Here is an 18584-nt window from a genome sequence, read left to right as displayed (position 1 = left end):
GGGCCGCCGCGCTCAGGCTTGCGCCGACGGCGGCACCAGGGGCTCGACGAAGCTTTGCACCTGCGCGTGGTTGAGCCGGGCGACCGCGCGCATCGCCTCGGACAGGCCGGCCTCCTCGCTGGCCCGCGACCAGAACCTCAAGGCCGCGCGCGCCGCCACATCCCATACCGCCGGCTCCGGGCCGATGCGCCCGATCGAGGGCCGGACCGGATCCAGCGCCGGGTCGATGCCCGAGGCCGAGCCCGGTGCGTAGCACATGGGCAGCATGTCGTAGGCGGGCGCGACCTTCGCCACCTGACCGCTGTCGTCGAGCATCAGCGAGAGGTTTTCGAAGTGCGTGTCCGTGTTGCCGATGAGCTGGCTGAAGGCCTGCAGCACCCGGATGGGCAGGGCGTGCGGCTCACTCAGGGCACCCGCCTTCACCAGGCGCCGTGCGAAGTCCGCCCAGTTGTCCCGGCTGCCGAAGTGCTCGTCGTCGTACGCGCCGGCCGAGATCACGCCCAGGCGTCCGCTGCGGCCCACGCGGTCGAAGCGCTGAACCTCCAGGAACACCAGGTCCTGGTGGTGGTGAAGCCAGGTGGTGGCCGCGGCCACGCCGTGCTCTTCCAGGGCGCGCAGCGCCAGGTGCTCCAGGCGCAAGAGCTCGGCCATGCGCGTGCCCGCCTTGGCGTACTTCACGAGCACGTGGCCGGTGTCTTCCATCTCGACGCTGAACTTGGGCTGCTCACCCCCCGCGCTGGAAGTGCCTGCGCTCTCGGCGGCGGACAGCAGGGCCAGCGTCGGAAACACCGTGGACCGCGCATCGGCCGCGTGGGCCGGTGTGGCGCGGCGCATCAGCAGTTGCGTCAGCGATTCGTTGCCGAACACCAGGTTGCCGGGCACGTCCGGCGAGCGGTTGCAGAGGAACACCACGCGGTGGTCGTCGTTCCAGTCCTTCAAGTTGGGGGGCAGGCCCAGCTCCGCCTGACTGGCCGAGGCCAGGCGCCGGCCAATGAAGCCCGAGGGCGCCGCGTGGTGCAGTTCGGGTGGCAGGCCGTCGTACAGGCGCCCGGCGCCGTCGCGCAGCGTGGCCGAGCCGCGCGGCTGCAGCATGGCCACGAATCCGATCTGCGCCACGCGGCCGGCCGCGTCCACCCGGTGAACGGGGACCACGGCCTCGCAGCGGGGGAGCTGCCGGGCGACGGCGTACAGCGGCGCCCGGGCGCCGCCCACCTTGGGCAGCACGAGCAGCTTGCTGTCCGGCCGTTTTTGCAAATCCTGAATAGACCGTGAAAACGACGCCTGGGACATCTCCAACGCACGGCAGGCCTCCACCGCAGACGCTGGCCCTCTGAGCAGAAGCTCGAGGATCCGTTCGGCGCGGCCATGACCTGGCGCGGAATGGGTGGTTCCCATGGTCAATCTGGATAGATGCTGAATAGCTTGGGAATTGCTTGAAAGGAGTATACGGCTGCGGGGCCACTTCCCGCTTCTTCGCCAGCGGGAGCCGTCAGTCGCAACTTCAGGTTGTGACTGATATCACCCCGAACTTACTACTGGAGAAGGCCGGCGATTCCTAGAGTTCACCCCGTCGCCAACACCGGCGCACGCCAACCTCAAGGAGCCATCGCCATGTCCACCGCCTCTCGCCTCTCCACCAACCCCGCACTCCCGCAAGACCTGATCGGCCGCGTCGCCGTCGTCACCGGCGCGTCCAGCGGCATGGGCCGCGCCACCGCCTTGCTGCTCGCCTCCCGCGGCGCCAAGGTGGCGCTGCTGGCCCGCCGCCAGCCCCAGCTCGACGAACTTGCCGCCGAGATCTCGCGCCAGGGCGGCCAGGCGCTCGCCATCGCCACCGACGTCACCGACGCGGCCTCGGTCGAGGCCGCCGCGGCCGCCGTGCTGCGCGAGTTCGGCAACGCCGACCTCGTGTTCAACAACGCCGGCCTCATGCTGCCGGGCGCCATTGGCCAGCAGCCCGCGAAGGAGTGGGAAACCCAGATCGACCTGAACGTGACGGGCGCCATGCGCGTGGTGCAGGCCTTCGTGCCGCAACTGGAGGCGGCCGCCGCCGAGGGCCGCGTGGTGGACCTGATCAACACCTCGTCGATCGCCAGCCAGTACGTCTACGGCTACTTCGCCGTGTACTCGGCCACCAAGGCCTTCGTCAGCCACCTGGTGCGCCACCTGCGCCTGGAACTCGGCCCCAAGAACATCCGCGTCTCGGTCATCGAGCCCGGCATCACCGACACCGAGCTGCAAGGCCACTTCACCTTCCAGGGCGCCATCGACTGGATCAAGAACGCCGCGCAGAGCATCGACTTCCTCAAGGCCGAGGACATCGCGGCCACGGTGGGCTTCATCGTCTCGCAGCCCAAGCACGTGAACCTGCAGCAGGTCGTGATCATGCCGACCAAGGAAGGCATCTGATGTCTGCCCGGCCCGCCCCACCGGACCGGCTGCTGGCCTGCGGGGCGTGCCTGGCCGTCGCCTCGCTGTACTACATCCAGCCCGTGCTGCCCCTGGTGGGCGCCGAGTTCGGCCTGGCCGACCGCAGCACCGGCTGGCTGCCCGCCCTCACGCAACTGGGCTACATGCTGGGCCTGCTGTTCCTGGCGCCGCTGGGCGACCGCCTGAACCGCAAGCGCATCATCCTGAGCAAGCTGGCGATGCTGCTGCTGGCCCTGCTGCTGGCGGCGGCGGCCCCCGACAGCGCCACGCTGATGAGCGCTTGCCTGGCGATCGGCCTGGCCGCCACGGTGGCGCAGGACTTCGTGCCCACCGCCGCCGACCTGGCGCCGCCCGAGGCGCGCGGCCGCCTGGTGGGCCGCGTCATGACCGGCCTGCTGATGGGCATCCTGCTGTCGCGCCTGGTGAGCGGCGTGCTGGCCCAGACGGCGGACTGGCGCTGGACCTTCGCCCTGGCCGCCGTGGCGGTGGCCACGCTGATGGGGTGGACCTGGCGGCGGCTGCCCGATCTGCGCCCCACCACCACCTTGCCGTACCTGCAGCTCATGCGCTCGCTGCGCGCGCTGTGGCTCGAGCACCCGCCGCTGCGCCTGGCGGGCTGGGCGCAAAGCCTCATGTCGATCGGCTTCGCGGCGTTCTGGTCGTCGCTGGCCGTGTTCCTGAACGGCGCGCCGTTTCACCTGGGGGCGGCGGCCTGCGGCGCGTTCGGCCTGGTCGGCATCGCCGGTGCGCTGGCCGCCCCGCTGGTGGGCCGCTGGATCGACCGCCATGGGCCGGAGCATGTGCTGCGCGCGGCCTGCGGCCTGGCGGCGGCGAGTTTTGCGCTGATGTTCCTGCTGCCCCTGGTGCCGGCCGAGGCCCGGCTCCCGCTGCTGGTGGTCTGCGCGCTGGGGCTGGACCTGGGCGGGCAATCCGCGCTCGTCGCGCACCAGAACATCGTCTACGCACTGGACGGCACCGCGCGCAGCCGCCTCAACTCGGTGCTGTACTGCTGCATGTTCGCGGGCATCGTCGCGGGCTCCGTGCTGGGCGCCTGGGCACTGGAACGCTGGGGCTGGTCGGGCGTGGTGGGGCTGGCGCTCGCGGGCATGCTCTCGGGCCTGGGCCTGCGGCTCGTGGGCTGGGTGCCCGCGCTGCGGGTCAGTCGGCGGGGCCAGGGCCTGGCCTTGCGCCTGGCCTTGCGTCTGGCCTGATCGGCAGGCCCTGGGCGCGTTACCCGGCCTCGTTGCTGCCCTGCGCGGCGCGCCGGCCCAGCGCGCGCAGCTCGGCCTGCGGCACGTAGAAATCCGCACCGCCGCGCAGCTGCCCCACCGCGAAGTCGATGAAACGGCGCACGCGAAGCGGCATGTCCTTGCGCTGGGCGTAGTAGAGGTACAGGCCCATGCGCTCGCTGGTGTGGCGCACCAGCAGCGGCACCAGCTCGCCACGGCGAATGAATTCACTGGCGTTGATGCTGTCGATCTGGCCGATGCCCATGCCGGTCAGCGTGGCCTGCATCTCGGCCTCCGGGTCGCTGCAGCAGACGACGTGGTTCATGTGCCGGTACACCGTCTCGCCCTTCACCTCAAATTCCCAGGGCACCGGGCGCGGTGTGCCGGGCTGCCGGTAGCCGATGCAGGCGTGCCGCTGCAGCGCATCCAGCGTGGTGGGCGTGCCGTGCGCGGCCAGGTAGGCCGGCGTGGCGCACACCGTGAGCTGAATGGCGAACAGCCGGCGCGACACCACCTGCGAGGTGGGCGCGTTGCCGGCCTTGAAGCCCAGGTCGATGCGCTCGGTGACGGCATCGGTGCTGCCGTCTTCCAGCACCAGGTCGAACGTGACCTTGGGGTGCAGGGCCCGGAACTGCGCCACCAGCGGCAGGATCAGCTTGCGGCCCGTGGCGCCGCCGGCGCTGATGCGGATCAGGCCCTCGTCCTCGCGCGCGGCGCTGCGCACGCCATTGAGCGCGGCGGTCAGGCCGTCCATGTTGGCGCGCACCGACTCCAGCAGCCGCGCGCCTTCCTCGGTGAGCGAACTCTTGCGCGTGGTGCGGTGGAACAGCCGCACGCCCAGCCGCTGCTCCAGTTGCCGCACGCTCTTGCTCACCGCCTGCGCGGTGGAGCCCTGCGCCTGGGCCGCGCGGTTGAAGCTGCCGAGCTCGGCGGCGCGGATGAAGGTGGAGAGGGCGCGCAGTTCGTCCACGGTGGTCAGCGCTGCGTCAGAGGGTGCGGGATGCCGCCATCGCCATACGAACCCACCACCTCGGCGATGACGATGTGATAGCCCTGCAGCCAACGCGCCTGCTGGCGCTTGGCCTCCAGGTGGTCCGGGTGCTTCATGAGCGCCTGCAAGGCCTCCATCGTCTCCCAGTAGTAGACGTTGGAAATGAGTCCGTTCGCGGGGTTCTCCCAGGCCTCTTCGCCGAGGTAGCCGGGGATGGCGCGCGCCATCTCGGCGATGCGCTGGTCCAGTGCGTGGAATTCGTCGTCGAATTCGCGCTTGGCGAAAGTGAAGGTGGCGGTGAACATGAGGGGATTGTGCGATGCGCTGGCGTTGACCTCGCATCGCGTCGGTGGTGGTGCACTGAGCGAGTGCCGCGATACCCCCACCACGTCAACGACTTGAACGAATTCAAGATCATCGCCATGCCCAAGCACAGCACCACCAAAGCGCCAAGGGCATGACGCCGGTTGCCAAGGATGCGGGACTCGGCCGCGAAAGCACTGACGGTCGTCAACGCAGCCCTGCGAACCTTCAGCGCCGTCCCGCCAGATACGCCTCGATCTGCGGCAGCAATGCGCGCCGCCGCGCCAGTGCTTCTTCTGACCACACGGCCTCGCGGTCGTAGAACTCGGGGAAGGCCGGCGCCCCTGCGGGAATCACCACCCACGGCTGGCGGGTGCTGGTGAAGATGTGCACGTCCGGCGGCATCTGGTCCGGGTTGTCCAGCGTGCCGACCCGCACGAAGCGGGTGACGGGGCCCGAGCCGGCGTAGTGGCTCCACAGGGCCACGCGGCACTTGGGGCAGCGGGCGATCTTCTGGCCTGCGCCGCTGGCCGAGGGCGTGTCGATCAGCTCGGGCTCGCCGGCGATGTGCTCCACCCGATCCGATTCATACATGGCGTTCAGCGCGAAGGCGGCGCCGGATTCGCGCTGGCACCAGCGGCAGTGGCAGCAGTGCACGATCAGCGGCGCGGTGGTGAGGCGGTAGCGCACGTAGCGGCAATCGCAGCCGCCTTCGACGGGGTAGGTCACTGGCGCATTGGGGGCGCGGCCGTTGTCGGCGGCCATCAGGCGCCCCGCACCGGTTCGTAGCGCAGCACCATGGCGCCCGAGCGAAACGCCTTCTGCCCCACCAGCCGCAAATCCACGTGCTGGGGCAGCCCCGCAAACAGCGTGGGCCCACGCCCCACCAGGCGGGGGTGCACGATGAACTCGTATTCGTCGATGAGGCCCAGTTGCGCCAGGGCCATGGGCAACTGCACGCCCGCCACGTACAGGCCCTTGCCCGGCTGCTGCTTCAGGCGCTGCACCTCCGCGCCCAGGTCGCCGCGCAACAGCTCCGCGTTCCAATCCACCTGCTTGAGCGTGCTGGACACGACGTACTTCTTCGCCGCGTGGATGGTCTGCGCGAAGGGAAGCGTCCATTCGGGCATGCCTTCGGGCCGCACGCCCGTCTCGGCCACGGGCCGCCAGGCGGACTCCATCAGGCCATAGATGACCCGCCCAAACAGCAAGGCATCGGCCTGCGCCAGGGTGTTGGCGGCGTGGCGGTGCAGCTCTTCGTCGGGGCCCATCGCCTGGTGGTCGTAACAGCCGTCCAGGGAGACGTTGATGGAGTAGCGAAGGGGGCGCATGTTGTGGAGCAAAGCTCACCGCTCACGCGATCGCCCCGCCTTCTGGTCGTACGATGTGTCCCACTCCAGCTTGCCGAAGAGTTCCACTACACGACGCTGCTCTCTGCGAGCAATGAACTCTTGCAGGGCACGCGTAACGGCGGCCTTCATCGTGGGATCCCCACTGACGCGGAAAGCGCGTTGCAGGAGGTCTTGGTCGAGGGCGAGATTGGTGGGCATATGCAGTTGCTGGAGGCGGAATCTACACATCCAGCCACCGCGGTGCAATGAACGCCGGGCGCGGGCGCCGGGGCGGGTGTCCAATTGGCTAGACTCTGCGGACTGAGGCCTTCCCTCCCGCACCCCACACATCGTCGTAGGAGAACCCGTGGTATTCAACCCCGCCAAAGACACGACCAAGATGAGCTCCACCGAACTGCGCGAATACGCGGAGCGGCTGATGCAGCAAGCCGAGGAACAGTCGACGAAGGAATTCGAGTCCACGCTCAACTTCCTGTCGGACAAGCTCACGCACATGGGCAAGACGAAGAAGGACGCCGTCATCCACCTCATCAAGATGATGAAGAGCCACGAGGCGGAGGAGACGCTGGCCGAGCTGGCGGAAGGCGCCGGCTTCACCAGCCCCCGACGGGCCAAGGAGCGCGGGGACCTGGACAGCGAGGGCAATCCACCCGAGATCGGCGTGACCTACCAGTTGCCCACGGGCGAGACGTGGAGCCGCAAGAGCAAGGTGGGGGCGACGAAGCGGGAGTTTGCGGCGTTTGCGAAGACGACGACTTGGGGGGCGATGAAGGTTTGAGACAGGGAACGGCTGAAATGCAGCGTTCTCGTCCACTGAAGGGCGACGGTCGAACCACCACTCAGCGCCACCAAACGGTCGTTAGGCCCAGCAGCCGCAGGACGTAAGAAGGACCGTTGTACGAAGTGCAGCGGCCGTCACCCGCGCATAGCCACCAGAGTCGCGCTGCTGACTGCTCCACCGTGGTCCGAGCGCGCACCATCGACCTAATAGAGTAGTCAGGAGGTCTTTTCGCGCCGCCGCACAACGGCCAGTCGGACCTGCTCTTGGTCTCCCGTTAGAGCAGCCTTACCGGAAGGCAGAGATCGCCAGATCGCGCCTGGCAGCACGGCGGCTGGGTACGACGAAATCTGCGATCATTCACCGAACAACTGGCTTCGATTCGGGAGGGTCGATGAAGGCAGAACGTCTTGATCTGCGGCATGCCGTCAATGCAATTTCGGACGTGATCCAGAACCGGCCGATGCCGCTTCGGGAGTTCGACCAGATCTATATGAAGGCCGGCGATATGGTCATGCAGTCCGAGTACATCGCTCGGCGCTTCGACGGCAAAGACCTGCTGTTTGTTGGCGACGGCGATGCCATCAGCTTGTGCATCGCTTACCTCCGGCAGCGGAAGGTCTTCAGCTACGGCCCGAAACGCATACAGCTGGTCGACTTTGATGAGCGTATCGTTCACGCGGTCGAGCGCTTCGCGGATAAGGAGGGGCTCAGCGAGGTGATCTCGGCCCGCCTGTACAACTGCATCGATGCATTCCCGGAAGACCTGATGGGGCAGTTCGATGCCTTCTATACGAACCCACCTTGGGGCGCGAGCAACGATGGCGAGAGCGTCAAGGTCTTTGCAGAGCGGGGGATTGAAGGGTTGCGAGGTGACGGCGAAGGCGTGATAGTAATCGCCGATGATCCGAAGCTCGACTGGGCACGTCGCGTACTCAAGGCCACCCAGACTTTCACTGCGGACAGAGGCTTCTTTGTCCAGGAGATGCAATCGCAAGTTCACCTGTACCACTTGGACGACGCGCCTGAGTTGCGCTCCTGCAATCTCTTCATCCGTTCGGAGCCAGGCCGTGTGCCTGTTGCCAAGAGCTACGAGCTTCACGGCGCGAGGCTGGAGAACTTCTACGGACGAGAGCAAAAGCTGCATGTCCGCTACGTCCGCGAGAAGGGGCGTGTCGACTACGGCAAGGCCCCCAGCGAAACCTATGAAATCGAATATCTGGAGAAGACCTGATGTCGTACCAGCTACAGCCCGGCGCGGGTTTCATCTTCATGAAGGTTGGCGTCCACGCGCGGGAGACCCTGACCGACATAATTGCGCGCAAGCAGCGCGAGCTGAAAGATGCGGGCGTGTCGTTCTGGGGTTATGGCGGCAACACATGCCACCCGACGACTAAAGTTCAGCCCTTCGTCTCGAAGCTGGCGTCCCACGGACAAGAGGTCTACCTGTGCATGCACGAGATGGTCTCCAAGCACTGGGCTGAGCCTGTTCGAGCCGAAGAATACAGCGAGGACGGCGTGACTTGGAAGAAGGTGCCGGCGCCGATCAACGTGCGTGGGTCGCGGTATGCTCTGGTTTTGAAGTCGCTAGAGCCGACCGACTTCGAGTTGAGCCTAGGGCACACCAAGGTCGGCATCGGTCTGCAGGAAGGACGGCCTGGGGTCGAGTACATCCAGGGTCGAGTCGACAAGGCGTGCCTTGAACTGACCCCTGGTGCCCTGGTTCCGCCAGCCGATGACCGTGTGCTGAAGATTGGGCTGGCAGCGGCACTTGACGCACCCTACGCGGTGTTGCTTCGCTAAGCTAACCTGAGCTAGGCCGGAATGAACCCCGGCGCCCTCCCTTGCACCGCGCGCAGCTTGCGCAAGAGTGCCCCTTCGAAGGCAGCTTGATCGGAGCCGGCCTCTTCGACCACGTGGAACACCGCGGCATCGCACCCTTTGCCCGCGTCGATGCGCGCGTGCAGGGCAGCAAGCCCAAGCGATTGGATCGCCCTGAGCAGCAGGTACTCCAGCGGCAGCAATCTACCGCGCAACTGCGCCACCTCGGCGACGTGAAGAGCCAGAACCGGCAGGCTGGCGATAGCCTTCTTGTCGCCCGTCGTCACATAGGGCAGTCCCCGGTGGATGGCCACGCTCGCGAGCATCGCCTCACCACCGTCGAACGCCAGACCGTTCGCTTGCGCCGCCGCAGTGATGGTGGTCGCCAACAGCTTTTCCGCGTCGGTCAGCTTGTCAATCGTAGGGATCGCAGACAGGGTCTTGAAGAGTCGCCGTGCAGGCTTGCCTGGGCCACCGGCACGCTGCTCGCGCACGACCTGGTTATCTACACCCGCACTGCGCGTCATCGAGCGCATCGTGGCGCACTGCGCCAGCGTGCAGCCGAGCGCGGTGATGCACTCGCTGAAGCAGTCCAGGACGGATAGCTTGATCAGAACGTCGGCGTCCAGCAGCAGACGATAGGGGCTGGCCTCTGTCATGTGGCAGCCGCGACAGCGTCGATGTAGGCGCGATCCTCGGAAGACAACATCTCTGGGTCGAGCTGGGTACGAAGCGCCCGGTTGATCTGGGCAGGGACCGTCACATCGTGGTCCGGCAACATCTTCAAGGCAGCACCTGCGAGTGACCAGCGGTTCGACTGCCGGCCGAAGCATAGGATGATCAACCCCGGGTCGATGCGCAGGGCGTGCCCTGTTGAAATGGCCTTCTCCACCAGTTCCCTGGCAGTGCCCTTGTCGGAGGGGCCTTGCACATGCAGGATCGGTTGACCGGTCAGAAGCTCGAAGGCGAATCGGTCGGCCGCCACCTCCTCCTCGTCGGGTGGCAGGCCATCGTCAGTTTCGCCAGGGTCGAGCGTCAACGCCTCCACGATTGAACGGCCGTCCCGAACATGGCCAAGGGCGATGTGGCCCAGCTCGTGCGCGATGTAGAACGACACCTGTGCCGGATGAGTGGGCCTGCGTGCCGTGAAGATGACACCGCGAGCACCGATGCTCGTGGTCATCGCAGCCATGCCCTTGATACCGGCAGGGAACGCCGTGAGGTGGGCAACAGGTATGCCAAAGGCCGCGCAGAGTGTCAGCAGCTGCCCGAAACCCACCCACGGCTCGTCCGCGCCCGCCAACAAGAGGTGCCGTAGCTCCAGGGCCGCAGAAGGCAGTTCATGCGTACCTTCCGGCGTCGCGGCCAAAAGAAGCCGCGCCAGCCCGCTGCCGAAGCCGTTCGCCGCGCGCTGCTGAGCTTCTGACAGCGCGAGATGCTTGAACTTCGGACGCCCTACGTCCGAGAGCCGAAGCGGTGCGTTCTCGTCAAGCAGACTCAGCGGCTCGATGGAAAGGCGCTGTGCCAGACCGAGCTGCAGGTGCAGCCACGAGGAATCGGACGCTTCGGCCTGATCGTCCCACCAGTCAGGCAGGCAGGTGCGAACGAAGTCACCGGCGAAACCGGCGACCTCAAGTCGCTTAATCAGGGCCTCGGTCTTTGACATGGAAAAGCCTACTTTGAGGATACCGCTTGCCGGATCAGGTCACCGACGGCCGTGATCGCAGTGGCCAACCGGTTCGCATGCTCGGCGCTGCCATCCCAGGTCCGCAGGACCGCGTCCCGCACGACGGTCGGCACTTCGCTGGCAACTTGAGTGCTGACGAGTTGGATATTTGCGAACTTGCAAATTTGCTTCACCGCCTTACCGTAACGCCTGCGAGGCTCACCATCACCAAACAGGCGATAGACCGATGACAAATCGACGCCGGCCCCCGAAGCAATATCCTCGTAAGCAATGCGGCGCTCTTGCTGCCAAGAGCGCAGCTCGGACACGACTTCGGCGATAGGTCGGCGACTTTGCATTAGTGAGTTGCAAGTGTACAATATTGCAAATTGAAGAGGAACGCATGCCACTACCCGACTACTTCGTATGGACTCGATATGGAACCGAAAGTGGCGAGGCCGTTGAATCGATCCTGGCGAGGAAAGAGCAGGAGCGCCAGACCTCCGGCGGCATCTTCCTGTGGGGGATCGGAAACAGCGTTGCGCCGTCCGTTCGCAAGCTGTTGACTCGTCTGAAGGGCCGCGATCCCTACGTTGTCTTCTCGCCCATGCTCGCGCCGCCCCGCGCGGTTGACGTGGCGCCTGCCGAGGTTGTGGTTTGGCAGTCCGCCCGAGGCATCGATGAGCAGGAGTGGGAGATGCCCGCCGGCACCCTGGTGACGAGCCGAGGTTGGTCTGCCGGCGTCAGCAAGTCCCGGCACTACGCGCTCGTGTGCCACCGAAAGGAGGCGCTACGCGTAAACGACAGTGGCGACCGGTTTGCCATTGCCGACTTGGCCAACTTCGCGTCTGGCAACCCAGTTGGGCACTCTCAGGTCACTGCAGTCGTCCACCGCATCGGCCGGTCCACCGATGGGCCTTACTTCGCAGCCGCGATCGCAACGCTGGCCTACCCTTACGTCGTCGAACTGAGCGACCCGGTGAAGGTTGATCCGGCAACCATGGCACCTGCCCGCATCAGGCCTGCGAAACGGCGAATGCAGATTCCGCTGGAAGTGTCCTGACCTGCACGAATCGTTGACTCGCGGTCCTTGCGGTTTACGAGCGCTACATGCTGATGCCCTCACTGCACGCGAGCGCTAGCATCAGGCGACCGCTGGCGAGGGCGAAGCTGTCATACAAGTTCGCCCGCGATCTATGACCGATGTTCCTCGACGCAGTCGTTCAGGCCTTCGACAGCGAACGACTCAGTTCAGTCTCAAGCGGTCGCCACCCAGCGTTCCCATTGGCTGGTGGCTTTGCATTCAACCCTTCGGCACAGATCGATCCAGCATATTGCCCAAGCCCACCTCCGCTTCGCGAAGATCCTCTCGCTGCTCCAGCAAACCTAGGAGCACACCAACGATCAGTTCCCCATCCGATGGCGGCTGGCTCTCACGTTGATCACGCATGACGGTCAGCGCGGCATTTGCCAGCGCGGACGCCTTCTCTCGGTACTCGTGCAGCGACTGAAAGCTCGCCTTGATGACATGTCTGGATAAGCTCAATCTCGACTCCCACAGCATGTGAAGGCAGCGAGTATTGAGTCGAACCATAGGGGGGTGGCGGCATTTGGAGCACATCGCAACCGCCCACTTATCGGACGCAGTAACGCCCCCAAACCAAAGGCCCCGGAGCTCCCGCCCCAGGGCCTTCGTCCTCCCCTCCCTCGCTCCCCTTCAGTTCAGAACGGGTAATGCCGCGGCGTCGTCTGCACCGTGATCCAGCGCAGCTCCGTGAACTCGTTGATGCCCGCCTTGCCGCCGAAGCGGCCGATGCCCGAGCCCTTCACGCCGCCGAAGGGCATTTGCGCTTCGTCGTGCACGGTGGGGCCGTTCACGTGGCAGATGCCGCTGTCGATCTTGCGGGCCACGTTGTAGGCGCGCGCAATGTCCTTGCCGAAGACGGAGGCGCTGAGGCCGTATTCGTTGTCGTTGGCGCAGGCGATGGCCTCTTCCACGCCCTTCACGCGCACGATGCACTTCACCGGGCCGAAGGTTTCTTCGCGGTAGATGCGCATCTGGGGCGTGACGTGGTCGAGCACGGTGGCTGGCATCAGGGTGTCGGTGCTCTTGCCGCCGCAGACGAGCTTGGCGCCTTTGGCCAGGGCGTCGTCGATGAGTTCGTTGCAGAAGTTGACCGTGTTCATGCCGATGACGGAGCCCAGCACCACGGGCTCGGGCTTGCGCGGGTCGCCCACGGGCAGGTTGCGGGCCTTGTCGCCGAACTTCTTCACGAATTCATCGGCGATCTTCTCGTCCACGACGATGCGCTCGGTGCTCATGCAGATCTGGCCACTGTTGGCGAAGCAGCCGAAGGCGGCGCCGTTCACGGCATCGTCGATGTCGGCGTCGTCGAGGATGACCATGGGCGCCTTGCCGCCCAGTTCCAGCACCACGGGCTTCAAGTACTTGGCGCAGGTCATGGCGATGATCTTGCCGACCTTGGTGCTGCCGGTGAAGTTGACGCGCCGCACCGCGGGGTGGGCCACGATGGCTTCGACCACCGCGCCCGCGTCGGCCGGGGCGTTGGTGATGTAGTTCACCACGCCGGGGGGGAAGCCGGCGTCTTGAAACGCTTCGACGATGAGCTGGTGGGTGCGGGGGCAGTTCTCGCTGCCTTTGAAGATGACGGTGTTGCCGCAGGCCAGGGGCACGCAGATGGCGCGCACGCCGAGGATGATGGGCGCGTTCCAGGGCGCGATGCCGAGCACCACGCCCGCGGGCTGGCGCACGCCCATGGCCAGGCTGCCGGGGATGTCGGAGGGGATGAGCTCGCCCGCGATCTGCGTGGTGAGGGCGGCGGCCTCGCGGATCATGCCGGCGGCCAGGAAGCAGTTGAAGCCGGCCCACATGCCGGTGCCACCGGTTTCAGCGGCCACGGCTTCGATGAACTTGGGCGTCTTGGCTTCGAGGGCGTCAGCGGCCTTGAGCAGCAGGGCGCGGCGTTCGCCGGGGCCGGTTTCGCTCCAGGTCTTGAAGGCTTCGGCGGCGGCTTCCACGGCCATCACCGCGTCGGCCGGGCTGGCGGCGGGGGCGCGGGTGGCCACGCTGCCGTCGAGCGGGTTGCGGCGTTCGAAGGTGGCGCCTTTTTCGGCGGTGACCTTGAGGCCGTTGATGAGCATGGACAGGTCGGACATGGGTTCTCCTTGAGCTTGTGCGGTGAGGTATCGAGGTCGCGTCTTTGGAGGCGCGTGTGTGGGGTCAGGCAGTGGTGGCGACGGCCTTGCGTCGCGCCACCGCGTCGGCGGCGTTGGTGGTGCCGGTGGCGGGGTCCTTGTCGGCGCCGAGGTAGGCCTCGCGGATGACGGTGGAGCGCGCGAGCAGCTTGGCGGGGCCGCTGGCGACGATGGCGCCGCGCTCCAGCACGTAGCCGCGGTCGGCCACGGCCAGGGCCTTCTTCACGTTCTGCTCCACCATCAGCACGGTGGTGCCGGCGTCGGCAATGCGGCGGGCAATGCCGAGCAGTTCGTCCACCATCTTGGGCGCCAGGCCGAGCGATGGTTCGTCGAGCATCAGCAAACGCGGCGCGCACATCATGGCGCGGGCCACGGCCACCATCTGCTGTTCGCCGCCGCTCATGGTGCCGGCCAACTGGTTCGCGCGTTCGCGCAGTTTGGGGAAGTGGTTGAAGGCCTGTTCGATGCGGCGCGCACGCTCGGCCTTGGGCACGAGCCAGCCGCCCAGCTCCAGGTTCTCGGTCACGCTCATCTGCGGGAAGAGCTGGCGGCCTTCGGGCACCAGGGCCACGCCGCTTTCCACGATCTCATGCGTTTTCTCGGCCAGTTCCTCGCCGTTGAGCAGCACCGCGCCCTGGCGCGGGATGAGGCCGTTGAGGGCCTTGAGCAGCGTGGTCTTGCCGGCGCCGTTGGGGCCCAGCACCACGGTGAGGCCGGGGCGGGCTTCCAGGGTCAGGTCGCGCAGCACCAGGAAGGCGCCGTAGCCGGCGCTCAGGCCCTGCACCTTGAGGTGCGCGCGCGCGGCGCCGCCGAGCTGGAAGGGGTCTTGGCGGTACCACATCATGCGGTGGCCTCCTTGGCCTCTGGTTCTTGCGCCGATTCGGGTTCGGTTGCGGCTTCGCCCATCTCGTCGCCCAGGTAGGCCTCGATGACCTCGGGGTTGCGGATGACGGCGCGCGGCACGTCGTCGGCGATCTTGCGGCCCTGGTGCAGCACGATGACGCGCTCCACGTGGCGCAGCAGGGTGCTCACGGCGTGTTCGATCCAGACCACCGTGAGGTCGAGCTCGTCGCGCAGGCGGCGGATGAGGCGGGCCATTTCTTCCACCTCGTTCTCGGTGAGGCCGGCGGCCACTTCGTCCAGCAGCAGCAGCTTGGGGCGCGTCGCCAGGGCCATGCCGATTTCCAGCAGGCGCTGTTGCGAGGGCGTGATGGCGGCGGCGGGCAGGTCGGCCTGCGCGCTCAGGCCGATGAGGCCGAGGATGCTGTCGGGCGTGCGCAGCACCCAGGGCACGCCGATTTCGTCGCCCCAGAACAGGTATTCGCGCCGACGCTTGCCGGCGAACTTGAGGCCGAAGGCGATGTTGTCGCGCACGAGCATGTCGCCAAAGGTGCGCGGGGTTTGAAAGGTGCGCGCCAGGCCGTGGGCCGCGAAGCGGTGCGGCGCCTGCCCGGCCAGCGAATGGCCCCGCAGGTCCAGCCGGCCGCTGGTGGGTTTGGTGACGCCGGAGATGGCGTTGAAGAAGGTCGTCTTGCCCGCGCCGTTGGGGCCGATGATGCCGATCAGTTCGCCGGGCATGAAGCTGGCGCTGACGCTGTCGACGGCGGTGAGGCCGCCGAAGCGCACGGTGATGTCTTTCGCTTGCAGCAGGGGTTGCTTCGCCTCAGTAGACATGGCGCGCCTCCCGCTGCTTCTTCTCGCGCTGCTTGCGGCGCTCGGTCTCGCCGCTCAGGTCGTCCTTGGTTTCTTTCCACCAGGCTTTCCCGTCGCGCCACCAGCCCTTGAAGGTGTCGGTGCGCACGGACGCCAGCCCGCCCGGCAGGTACAGCACCGAGAGGATGAGCAGCAAGCCCAGCGACATCATGTAGACCTGCGGCACCTGCAGGCGCAGGGTTTCGGCCAGCACGCTGAAAACGATGGCGGCGATGAGCGGGCCCCACAGCGTCATGGCGCCACCGATGAGCGCGATGAGCACGGTCTGAAAACCGATGAAGGGGTTGAAGACGGTGTGCGGGTCGATGTACGTCCAGCGCACGCTCATGGCCGCGCCCACGGCGCCGGCGATGGCGGCGGTGAGCGCGAAGCCGGCGGTCTTCACCAGCCGCGTATTGACGCCCAGGGTCTGCGCGCGCTGCTCGTCGGCCCCGATGCCCTGCATGGCCAGGCCGAAGCGGGTGCGGCGGATCCAGATGGAGAGGAACACCGCCACCACCGCCAGCAGCAGCACGGTGAAGTAGATGGTGTCGCGCTCGGGCACCACCATGAGCACGCGGCCCACGGTGCCGGTGACGCTCTTTTCGAAGTAGCTGATGGCGTGGCGGATCAACTCCGTCATGCCGAAGGTGAGCACGGCGAAGTAGGTGCCGCGCAGGTGCAGCACGGCCGCGCCCATGACGATGGCCACCACGGCCGCGATGCCCGCGCCCGCGGCGATGGCGACGGGCCAACTGAGCGTTTCCAGGCCGATGGCGCTGGTGTAGGCGCCGATGCCGAAGAAGGCCGAGGTGGCGAGCGAGAGGTAGCGCGTGGTGCCGCAGAACAGCGCCCAGCTCGACGAGAGGGCGATGTACATCAGGCAGGTGAGCGCCATGGAGACGACGAACTCGCTGGCGAAGCCGGGCAGGGCCACGGCCCAGCCGGTGAGGCCGAAGAGGACGAGCAGGTCGCGGATGAGGAACTGTCTCGAATTCATGCTTTTCTGGTTTTGCGCGAGAACAGACCTTCAGGGCGCAGCAGCAGCACGCCGATGAACACGATGTAGCTCAGCAAGGCCTTGAGCGAGGGGTTGGTGAAGTGCATGCCGATGGCCTCGATGACGCCGAGCAGCAACCCGCCCGCGAGCGCGCCGCCCATGCTGCCGAAGCCGCCCAGGGTGATGACGATGAGCGCCGTCACCGTGTAGGGCTCGCCCATGGAGGGGCTGATGGTGTAGGCCATGGAGAGCAGGCACCCCGCCACGCCGGAGAGGCCCAGGCCGATGCCGAACATGAGCGGGTGCAGGCGCTTGGTGTCGATGCCCACGAGCTGCGCGCCGGTGGGCGATTGCATGAGCGCGCGCACGCCCTTGCCCAGCAGCGTGGTGCGCAGCAGCACGATGAGCGCGCCCGCGAACAGCAGGGCCAGGCCGAAGACGAGCAGCTTGTTCACCGCGAACTGGGCCTGGCCATCAGGCAGGGGAATGGCGAAGGGCTGGGTGAGGAAGTCGTAGCCGCGCAGGTCGCCGCCCCAGATCCAGCTGATGGCGTTCTGCACGAAGAACATGAGGCCGAAGGCCACCATGAGGCCGCGCGCCTCGAACACGTCGAGGTTGGGCGAGGTGGCGGTGAGGCGGCGAAAGCACAGCCAGTGCACCGCCACGCCGATGCCCATGAGCAGGGCGAAGGACACCGGGATCATCCACAGCGGCGAGAGGCCGAAGGTGGCCGCCGCCATCCAGGTGATGAAGGCGCCCACCATCAAAAACTCGCCGTGCGCGATGTTGAGGATGCGCATGAGCCCGTACTGCAGGTTCAGGCCCAGCGCGACGAGCGCGTAGATGCCCCCGGTGATGAGACCGGAGGCGATGAGCTCGATCCAGGAGGAGAACGACATCACCGGTGCGTCACTTCCAGGCGGGCTTGTTCGGGTTGAGTTTGGCGGTGGCGACCTTCTGCGGCCACACCACCTCGAACTCACCGTTCTGCCACTGGCCCACGGTGCCGGGCGTGCCCACGTTCTCGCTGCCCTGGAACTTGATGTCGCCCAGGATCGTCTTGTGCGTGGTGTTGGCCACGTAGTCGCGGATGGCCTTGCGGTCCAGGCCGTGCTGCTTCACCGCGTTGGTGAGGATCTCCAGCCCGGCCCAGCAGGCGCCGCTGGCCCAGCGGTCGGGTTCCTTCTTCTGGCTGGCCACGTGGGCGTCGAAGTAGGCCTTGGCGCCGGGGCTGGTCTTGCTGTTCCAGGAGCCCATGCCCAGCACGCCTTCGGCACCGGCGGCGGTGATGACGTTCTTGTAGAGCGGGAAGGCCGTGCCCACCGAGGCGTAGAAGAACTTGGGGTTGAAGCCGATCTCCTTGGCCTGGCGGCTGGCGAGGATGGTGTCGGGCGGGTAGGTGAAGCCGACGAAGGCGTCGGGGTTCTTGTCCTTGATGGCGCGCAGCGTGGGGCCGAGGTCCTTCACGCCGCCGGGGTAGCTGGTGTCCTGCACGAGCTGGATGCCGCTGCCCTGCAGCGCCACCTTCAGCGCGGCGTAGTTCTCCAGGCCGAAGAGGTCGTCCACGTAGATGCAGGCCACCGTCTTGGCGCCGTTGGCCTTGAGCATGTCGACGAGCGCGTCGCACATGGGCTTGGGCTGTTGCAACAGCAGGAAGAAGTACGGCAGCTTGAGGTCGATGAGGCGCTTGGACAGCGCGGTGGGCGCGAGGAAGGGGTACTGGAAGCGGTTGGCCAGCGGCGCGACGGCGAAGTTGGCGTTGGAGCCCCAGGGCGGCAGGATGAGGTCGACCTTGTCGCTGCCCATGAGTTTTTCGTAGGTGCGCACCACGGTTTCCACGTCGCTGCGGTCGTCGCTGCTGATGAGCTCGATCTTGCGGCGCGCGCCCTTCACGTCCAGGCCACCGGCGGCGTTCTGCTGCTCGGCCCAGAGCAGGAAGTTGGGCTCCTGGCTGGTCTGCGCGCCGCCCGTCCACGGGCCGGTGCGCGACATGCTGTAGCCCACGCGCACGGGCGCGCTCTGCGCCATCAGTTGCGGGGCGACCGCCATGGCGCCCACGGCGGCGGCGGTCTGCTGGATCATCACTCGGCGGTTGCTCATGGCCAT

The 18584-nt window shown here is 66.8% G+C and carries 22 protein-coding genes; 6 read left to right on the top strand and 16 right to left on the bottom strand.

Annotated features, from left to right (window positions below; translation table 11 throughout):
- Positions 1-12: 12 nt before the first annotated feature.
- On the bottom strand, positions 13-1254 hold the full coding sequence (locus VLG41_RS12020) for a HipA domain-containing protein (protein WP_325349640.1): 1242 nt from the start codon (positions 1252-1254) through the stop codon (positions 13-15).
- A gap of 357 nt (positions 1255-1611) precedes the next feature.
- Here VLG41_RS12020 and VLG41_RS12015 point away from each other — a divergent pair, with 357 nt between their 5' ends.
- Both VLG41_RS12015 and VLG41_RS12010 read left to right on the top strand, forming a co-directional pair.
- Positions 1612-2409 carry an SDR family oxidoreductase gene (locus tag VLG41_RS12015; protein ID WP_325349639.1) on the top strand — a complete coding sequence of 266 codons (798 nt, stop codon included), beginning with the start codon at positions 1612-1614 and terminating at the stop codon, positions 2407-2409.
- Positions 2409-3641: an MFS transporter gene (locus VLG41_RS12010; RefSeq protein ID WP_325349638.1), complete on the top strand. Its 1233-nt coding sequence runs from the start codon at positions 2409-2411 to the stop codon at positions 3639-3641. Before VLG41_RS12015 ends, VLG41_RS12010 begins: the two co-directional genes overlap by 1 nt.
- A 19-nt stretch (positions 3642-3660) precedes the next feature.
- Here VLG41_RS12010 and VLG41_RS12005 read toward each other — a convergent pair whose 3' ends face one another.
- From VLG41_RS12005 to VLG41_RS11985, 5 genes are all read right to left on the bottom strand, one after another.
- Entirely contained in the window at positions 3661-4629 is a 969-nt protein-coding gene (locus VLG41_RS12005; protein WP_325349637.1) for a LysR family transcriptional regulator, read from the bottom strand.
- A 5-nt stretch (positions 4630-4634) separates the two neighbouring features.
- Positions 4635-4955, bottom strand: coding sequence for an antibiotic biosynthesis monooxygenase family protein (locus VLG41_RS12000; RefSeq protein WP_325349636.1), 321 nt, complete (start codon positions 4953-4955; stop codon positions 4635-4637).
- Positions 4956-5181: 226 nt separating this feature from the next.
- Complete coding sequence (locus VLG41_RS11995) at positions 5182-5718, bottom strand: GFA family protein (protein ID WP_325349635.1); 537 nt, start codon at positions 5716-5718, stop codon at positions 5182-5184.
- Positions 5718-6284: a dihydrofolate reductase family protein gene (locus tag VLG41_RS11990; RefSeq protein ID WP_325349634.1), complete on the bottom strand. Its 567-nt coding sequence runs from the start codon at positions 6282-6284 to the stop codon at positions 5718-5720. Before VLG41_RS11990 ends, VLG41_RS11995 begins: the two co-directional genes overlap by 1 nt.
- Before the next feature lie 15 nt (positions 6285-6299).
- Positions 6300-6503: a type II toxin-antitoxin system VapB family antitoxin gene (locus VLG41_RS11985; protein WP_325349633.1), complete on the bottom strand. Its 204-nt coding sequence runs from the start codon at positions 6501-6503 to the stop codon at positions 6300-6302.
- A gap of 148 nt (positions 6504-6651) precedes the next feature.
- Here VLG41_RS11985 and VLG41_RS11980 point away from each other — a divergent pair, with 148 nt between their 5' ends.
- The 3 genes from VLG41_RS11980 (at position 6652) to VLG41_RS11970 (ending at position 8886) form a co-directional block, all read left to right on the top strand.
- Positions 6652-7083, top strand: a complete 432-nt coding sequence (locus tag VLG41_RS11980) for a hypothetical protein (protein ID WP_325349632.1) — start codon at positions 6652-6654, stop codon at positions 7081-7083.
- 394 nt (positions 7084-7477) lie between these two features.
- A complete protein-coding gene (locus VLG41_RS11975) occupies positions 7478-8317 on the top strand; it encodes a bis-aminopropyl spermidine synthase family protein (protein ID WP_325349631.1) in 840 nt (279 codons plus the stop codon).
- On the top strand, positions 8317-8886 hold the full coding sequence (locus tag VLG41_RS11970; protein ID WP_325349630.1) for a hypothetical protein: 570 nt from the start codon (positions 8317-8319) through the stop codon (positions 8884-8886). The genes VLG41_RS11975 and VLG41_RS11970 overlap by 1 nt, the downstream gene beginning before the upstream one ends.
- Positions 8887-8897: 11 nt before the next feature.
- On the opposite strand, the gene VLG41_RS11965 is transcribed toward VLG41_RS11970, so the two are convergent.
- From VLG41_RS11965 to VLG41_RS11955, 3 genes are read right to left on the bottom strand one after another with little or no spacing between them, the layout of a single operon-like run.
- Positions 8898-9563, bottom strand: a complete 666-nt coding sequence (locus tag VLG41_RS11965) for a hypothetical protein (protein ID WP_325349629.1) — start codon at positions 9561-9563, stop codon at positions 8898-8900.
- Positions 9560-10570 carry an ImmA/IrrE family metallo-endopeptidase gene (locus tag VLG41_RS11960; protein ID WP_325349628.1) on the bottom strand — a complete coding sequence of 337 codons (1011 nt, stop codon included), beginning with the start codon at positions 10568-10570 and terminating at the stop codon, positions 9560-9562. Before VLG41_RS11960 ends, VLG41_RS11965 begins: the two co-directional genes overlap by 4 nt.
- A gap of 8 nt (positions 10571-10578) precedes the next feature.
- A complete protein-coding gene (locus VLG41_RS11955) occupies positions 10579-10899 on the bottom strand; it encodes a hypothetical protein (protein WP_325349627.1) in 321 nt (106 codons plus the stop codon).
- Between the two features lie 74 nt (positions 10900-10973).
- Between VLG41_RS11955 and VLG41_RS11950 the strand changes: the two genes are divergently transcribed.
- On the top strand, positions 10974-11633 hold the full coding sequence (locus tag VLG41_RS11950) for a hypothetical protein (protein ID WP_325349626.1): 660 nt from the start codon (positions 10974-10976) through the stop codon (positions 11631-11633).
- 240 nt (positions 11634-11873) lie between these two features.
- On the opposite strand, the gene VLG41_RS11945 is transcribed toward VLG41_RS11950, so the two are convergent.
- The 7 genes from VLG41_RS11945 to VLG41_RS11915 form a co-directional block, all read right to left on the bottom strand.
- Positions 11874-12134, bottom strand: coding sequence for a hypothetical protein (locus tag VLG41_RS11945; RefSeq protein ID WP_325349625.1), 261 nt, complete (start codon positions 12132-12134; stop codon positions 11874-11876).
- Between the two features lie 158 nt (positions 12135-12292).
- Positions 12293-13747, bottom strand: a complete 1455-nt coding sequence (locus VLG41_RS11940) for an aldehyde dehydrogenase (protein WP_325349624.1) — start codon at positions 13745-13747, stop codon at positions 12293-12295.
- Positions 13748-13811: 64 nt separating this feature from the next.
- On the bottom strand, positions 13812-14630 hold the full coding sequence (locus VLG41_RS11935; protein WP_325349623.1) for an ABC transporter ATP-binding protein: 819 nt from the start codon (positions 14628-14630) through the stop codon (positions 13812-13814).
- Entirely contained in the window at positions 14627-15460 is an 834-nt protein-coding gene (locus VLG41_RS11930) for an ABC transporter ATP-binding protein (protein ID WP_325349622.1), read from the bottom strand. The genes VLG41_RS11935 and VLG41_RS11930 overlap by 4 nt, the downstream gene beginning before the upstream one ends.
- Positions 15450-16478 (bottom strand): branched-chain amino acid ABC transporter permease, encoded by a 1029-nt coding sequence (locus VLG41_RS11925; RefSeq protein WP_325349621.1) that lies wholly within the window; start codon positions 16476-16478, stop codon positions 15450-15452. Before VLG41_RS11925 ends, VLG41_RS11930 begins: the two co-directional genes overlap by 11 nt.
- Positions 16475-17377, bottom strand: a complete 903-nt coding sequence (locus VLG41_RS11920) for a branched-chain amino acid ABC transporter permease (RefSeq protein WP_291016698.1) — start codon at positions 17375-17377, stop codon at positions 16475-16477. Before VLG41_RS11920 ends, VLG41_RS11925 begins: the two co-directional genes overlap by 4 nt.
- 10 nt (positions 17378-17387) lie before the next feature.
- Positions 17388-18584 carry an amino acid ABC transporter substrate-binding protein gene (locus VLG41_RS11915; RefSeq protein ID WP_325349620.1) on the bottom strand — a complete coding sequence of 399 codons (1197 nt, stop codon included), beginning with the start codon at positions 18582-18584 and terminating at the stop codon, positions 17388-17390.

Origin of the sequence: Hydrogenophaga sp. (assembly GCF_035481345.1) — a bacterium.
In the GTDB taxonomy this organism is placed as follows: domain Bacteria; phylum Pseudomonadota; class Gammaproteobacteria; order Burkholderiales; family Burkholderiaceae_C; genus Hydrogenophaga.
This window is presented reverse-complemented; position numbering and strand designations above follow the sequence as displayed.

Excerpts from the sequence above, each read along its gene's own strand:
- VLG41_RS11970 (WP_325349630.1), top strand. The coding sequence starts at position 8,317 with ATGTCGTACCAGCTACAGCCCGGCGCGGGTTTCATCTTCATGAAGGTT.
- VLG41_RS11940 (WP_325349624.1), bottom strand. The coding sequence starts at position 13,747 with ATGTCCGACCTGTCCATGCTCATCAACGGCCTCAAGGTCACCGCCGAA.
- VLG41_RS11995 (WP_325349635.1), bottom strand. The coding sequence starts at position 5,718 with ATGGCCGCCGACAACGGCCGCGCCCCCAATGCGCCAGTGACCTACCCC.
- VLG41_RS11960 (WP_325349628.1), bottom strand. The coding sequence starts at position 10,570 with ATGTCAAAGACCGAGGCCCTGATTAAGCGACTTGAGGTCGCCGGTTTC.
- VLG41_RS12015 (WP_325349639.1), top strand. The coding sequence starts at position 1,612 with ATGTCCACCGCCTCTCGCCTCTCCACCAACCCCGCACTCCCGCAAGAC.
- VLG41_RS11975 (WP_325349631.1), top strand. The coding sequence starts at position 7,478 with ATGAAGGCAGAACGTCTTGATCTGCGGCATGCCGTCAATGCAATTTCG.
- VLG41_RS11925 (WP_325349621.1), bottom strand. The coding sequence starts at position 16,478 with ATGAATTCGAGACAGTTCCTCATCCGCGACCTGCTCGTCCTCTTCGGC.
- VLG41_RS11915 (WP_325349620.1), bottom strand. The coding sequence starts at position 18,584 with ATGGCCATGAGCAACCGCCGAGTGATGATCCAGCAGACCGCCGCCGCC.
- VLG41_RS12000 (WP_325349636.1), bottom strand. The coding sequence starts at position 4,955 with ATGTTCACCGCCACCTTCACTTTCGCCAAGCGCGAATTCGACGACGAA.
- VLG41_RS11930 (WP_325349622.1), bottom strand. The coding sequence starts at position 15,460 with ATGTCTACTGAGGCGAAGCAACCCCTGCTGCAAGCGAAAGACATCACC.
- VLG41_RS11985 (WP_325349633.1), bottom strand. The coding sequence starts at position 6,503 with ATGCCCACCAATCTCGCCCTCGACCAAGACCTCCTGCAACGCGCTTTC.
- VLG41_RS11945 (WP_325349625.1), bottom strand. The coding sequence starts at position 12,134 with ATGCTGTGGGAGTCGAGATTGAGCTTATCCAGACATGTCATCAAGGCG.
- VLG41_RS11950 (WP_325349626.1), top strand. The coding sequence starts at position 10,974 with ATGCCACTACCCGACTACTTCGTATGGACTCGATATGGAACCGAAAGT.
- VLG41_RS11965 (WP_325349629.1), bottom strand. The coding sequence starts at position 9,563 with ATGACAGAGGCCAGCCCCTATCGTCTGCTGCTGGACGCCGACGTTCTG.
- VLG41_RS11920 (WP_291016698.1), bottom strand. The coding sequence starts at position 17,377 with ATGTCGTTCTCCTCCTGGATCGAGCTCATCGCCTCCGGTCTCATCACC.
- VLG41_RS11990 (WP_325349634.1), bottom strand. The coding sequence starts at position 6,284 with ATGCGCCCCCTTCGCTACTCCATCAACGTCTCCCTGGACGGCTGTTAC.
- VLG41_RS11935 (WP_325349623.1), bottom strand. The coding sequence starts at position 14,630 with ATGATGTGGTACCGCCAAGACCCCTTCCAGCTCGGCGGCGCCGCGCGC.
- VLG41_RS12010 (WP_325349638.1), top strand. The coding sequence starts at position 2,409 with ATGTCTGCCCGGCCCGCCCCACCGGACCGGCTGCTGGCCTGCGGGGCG.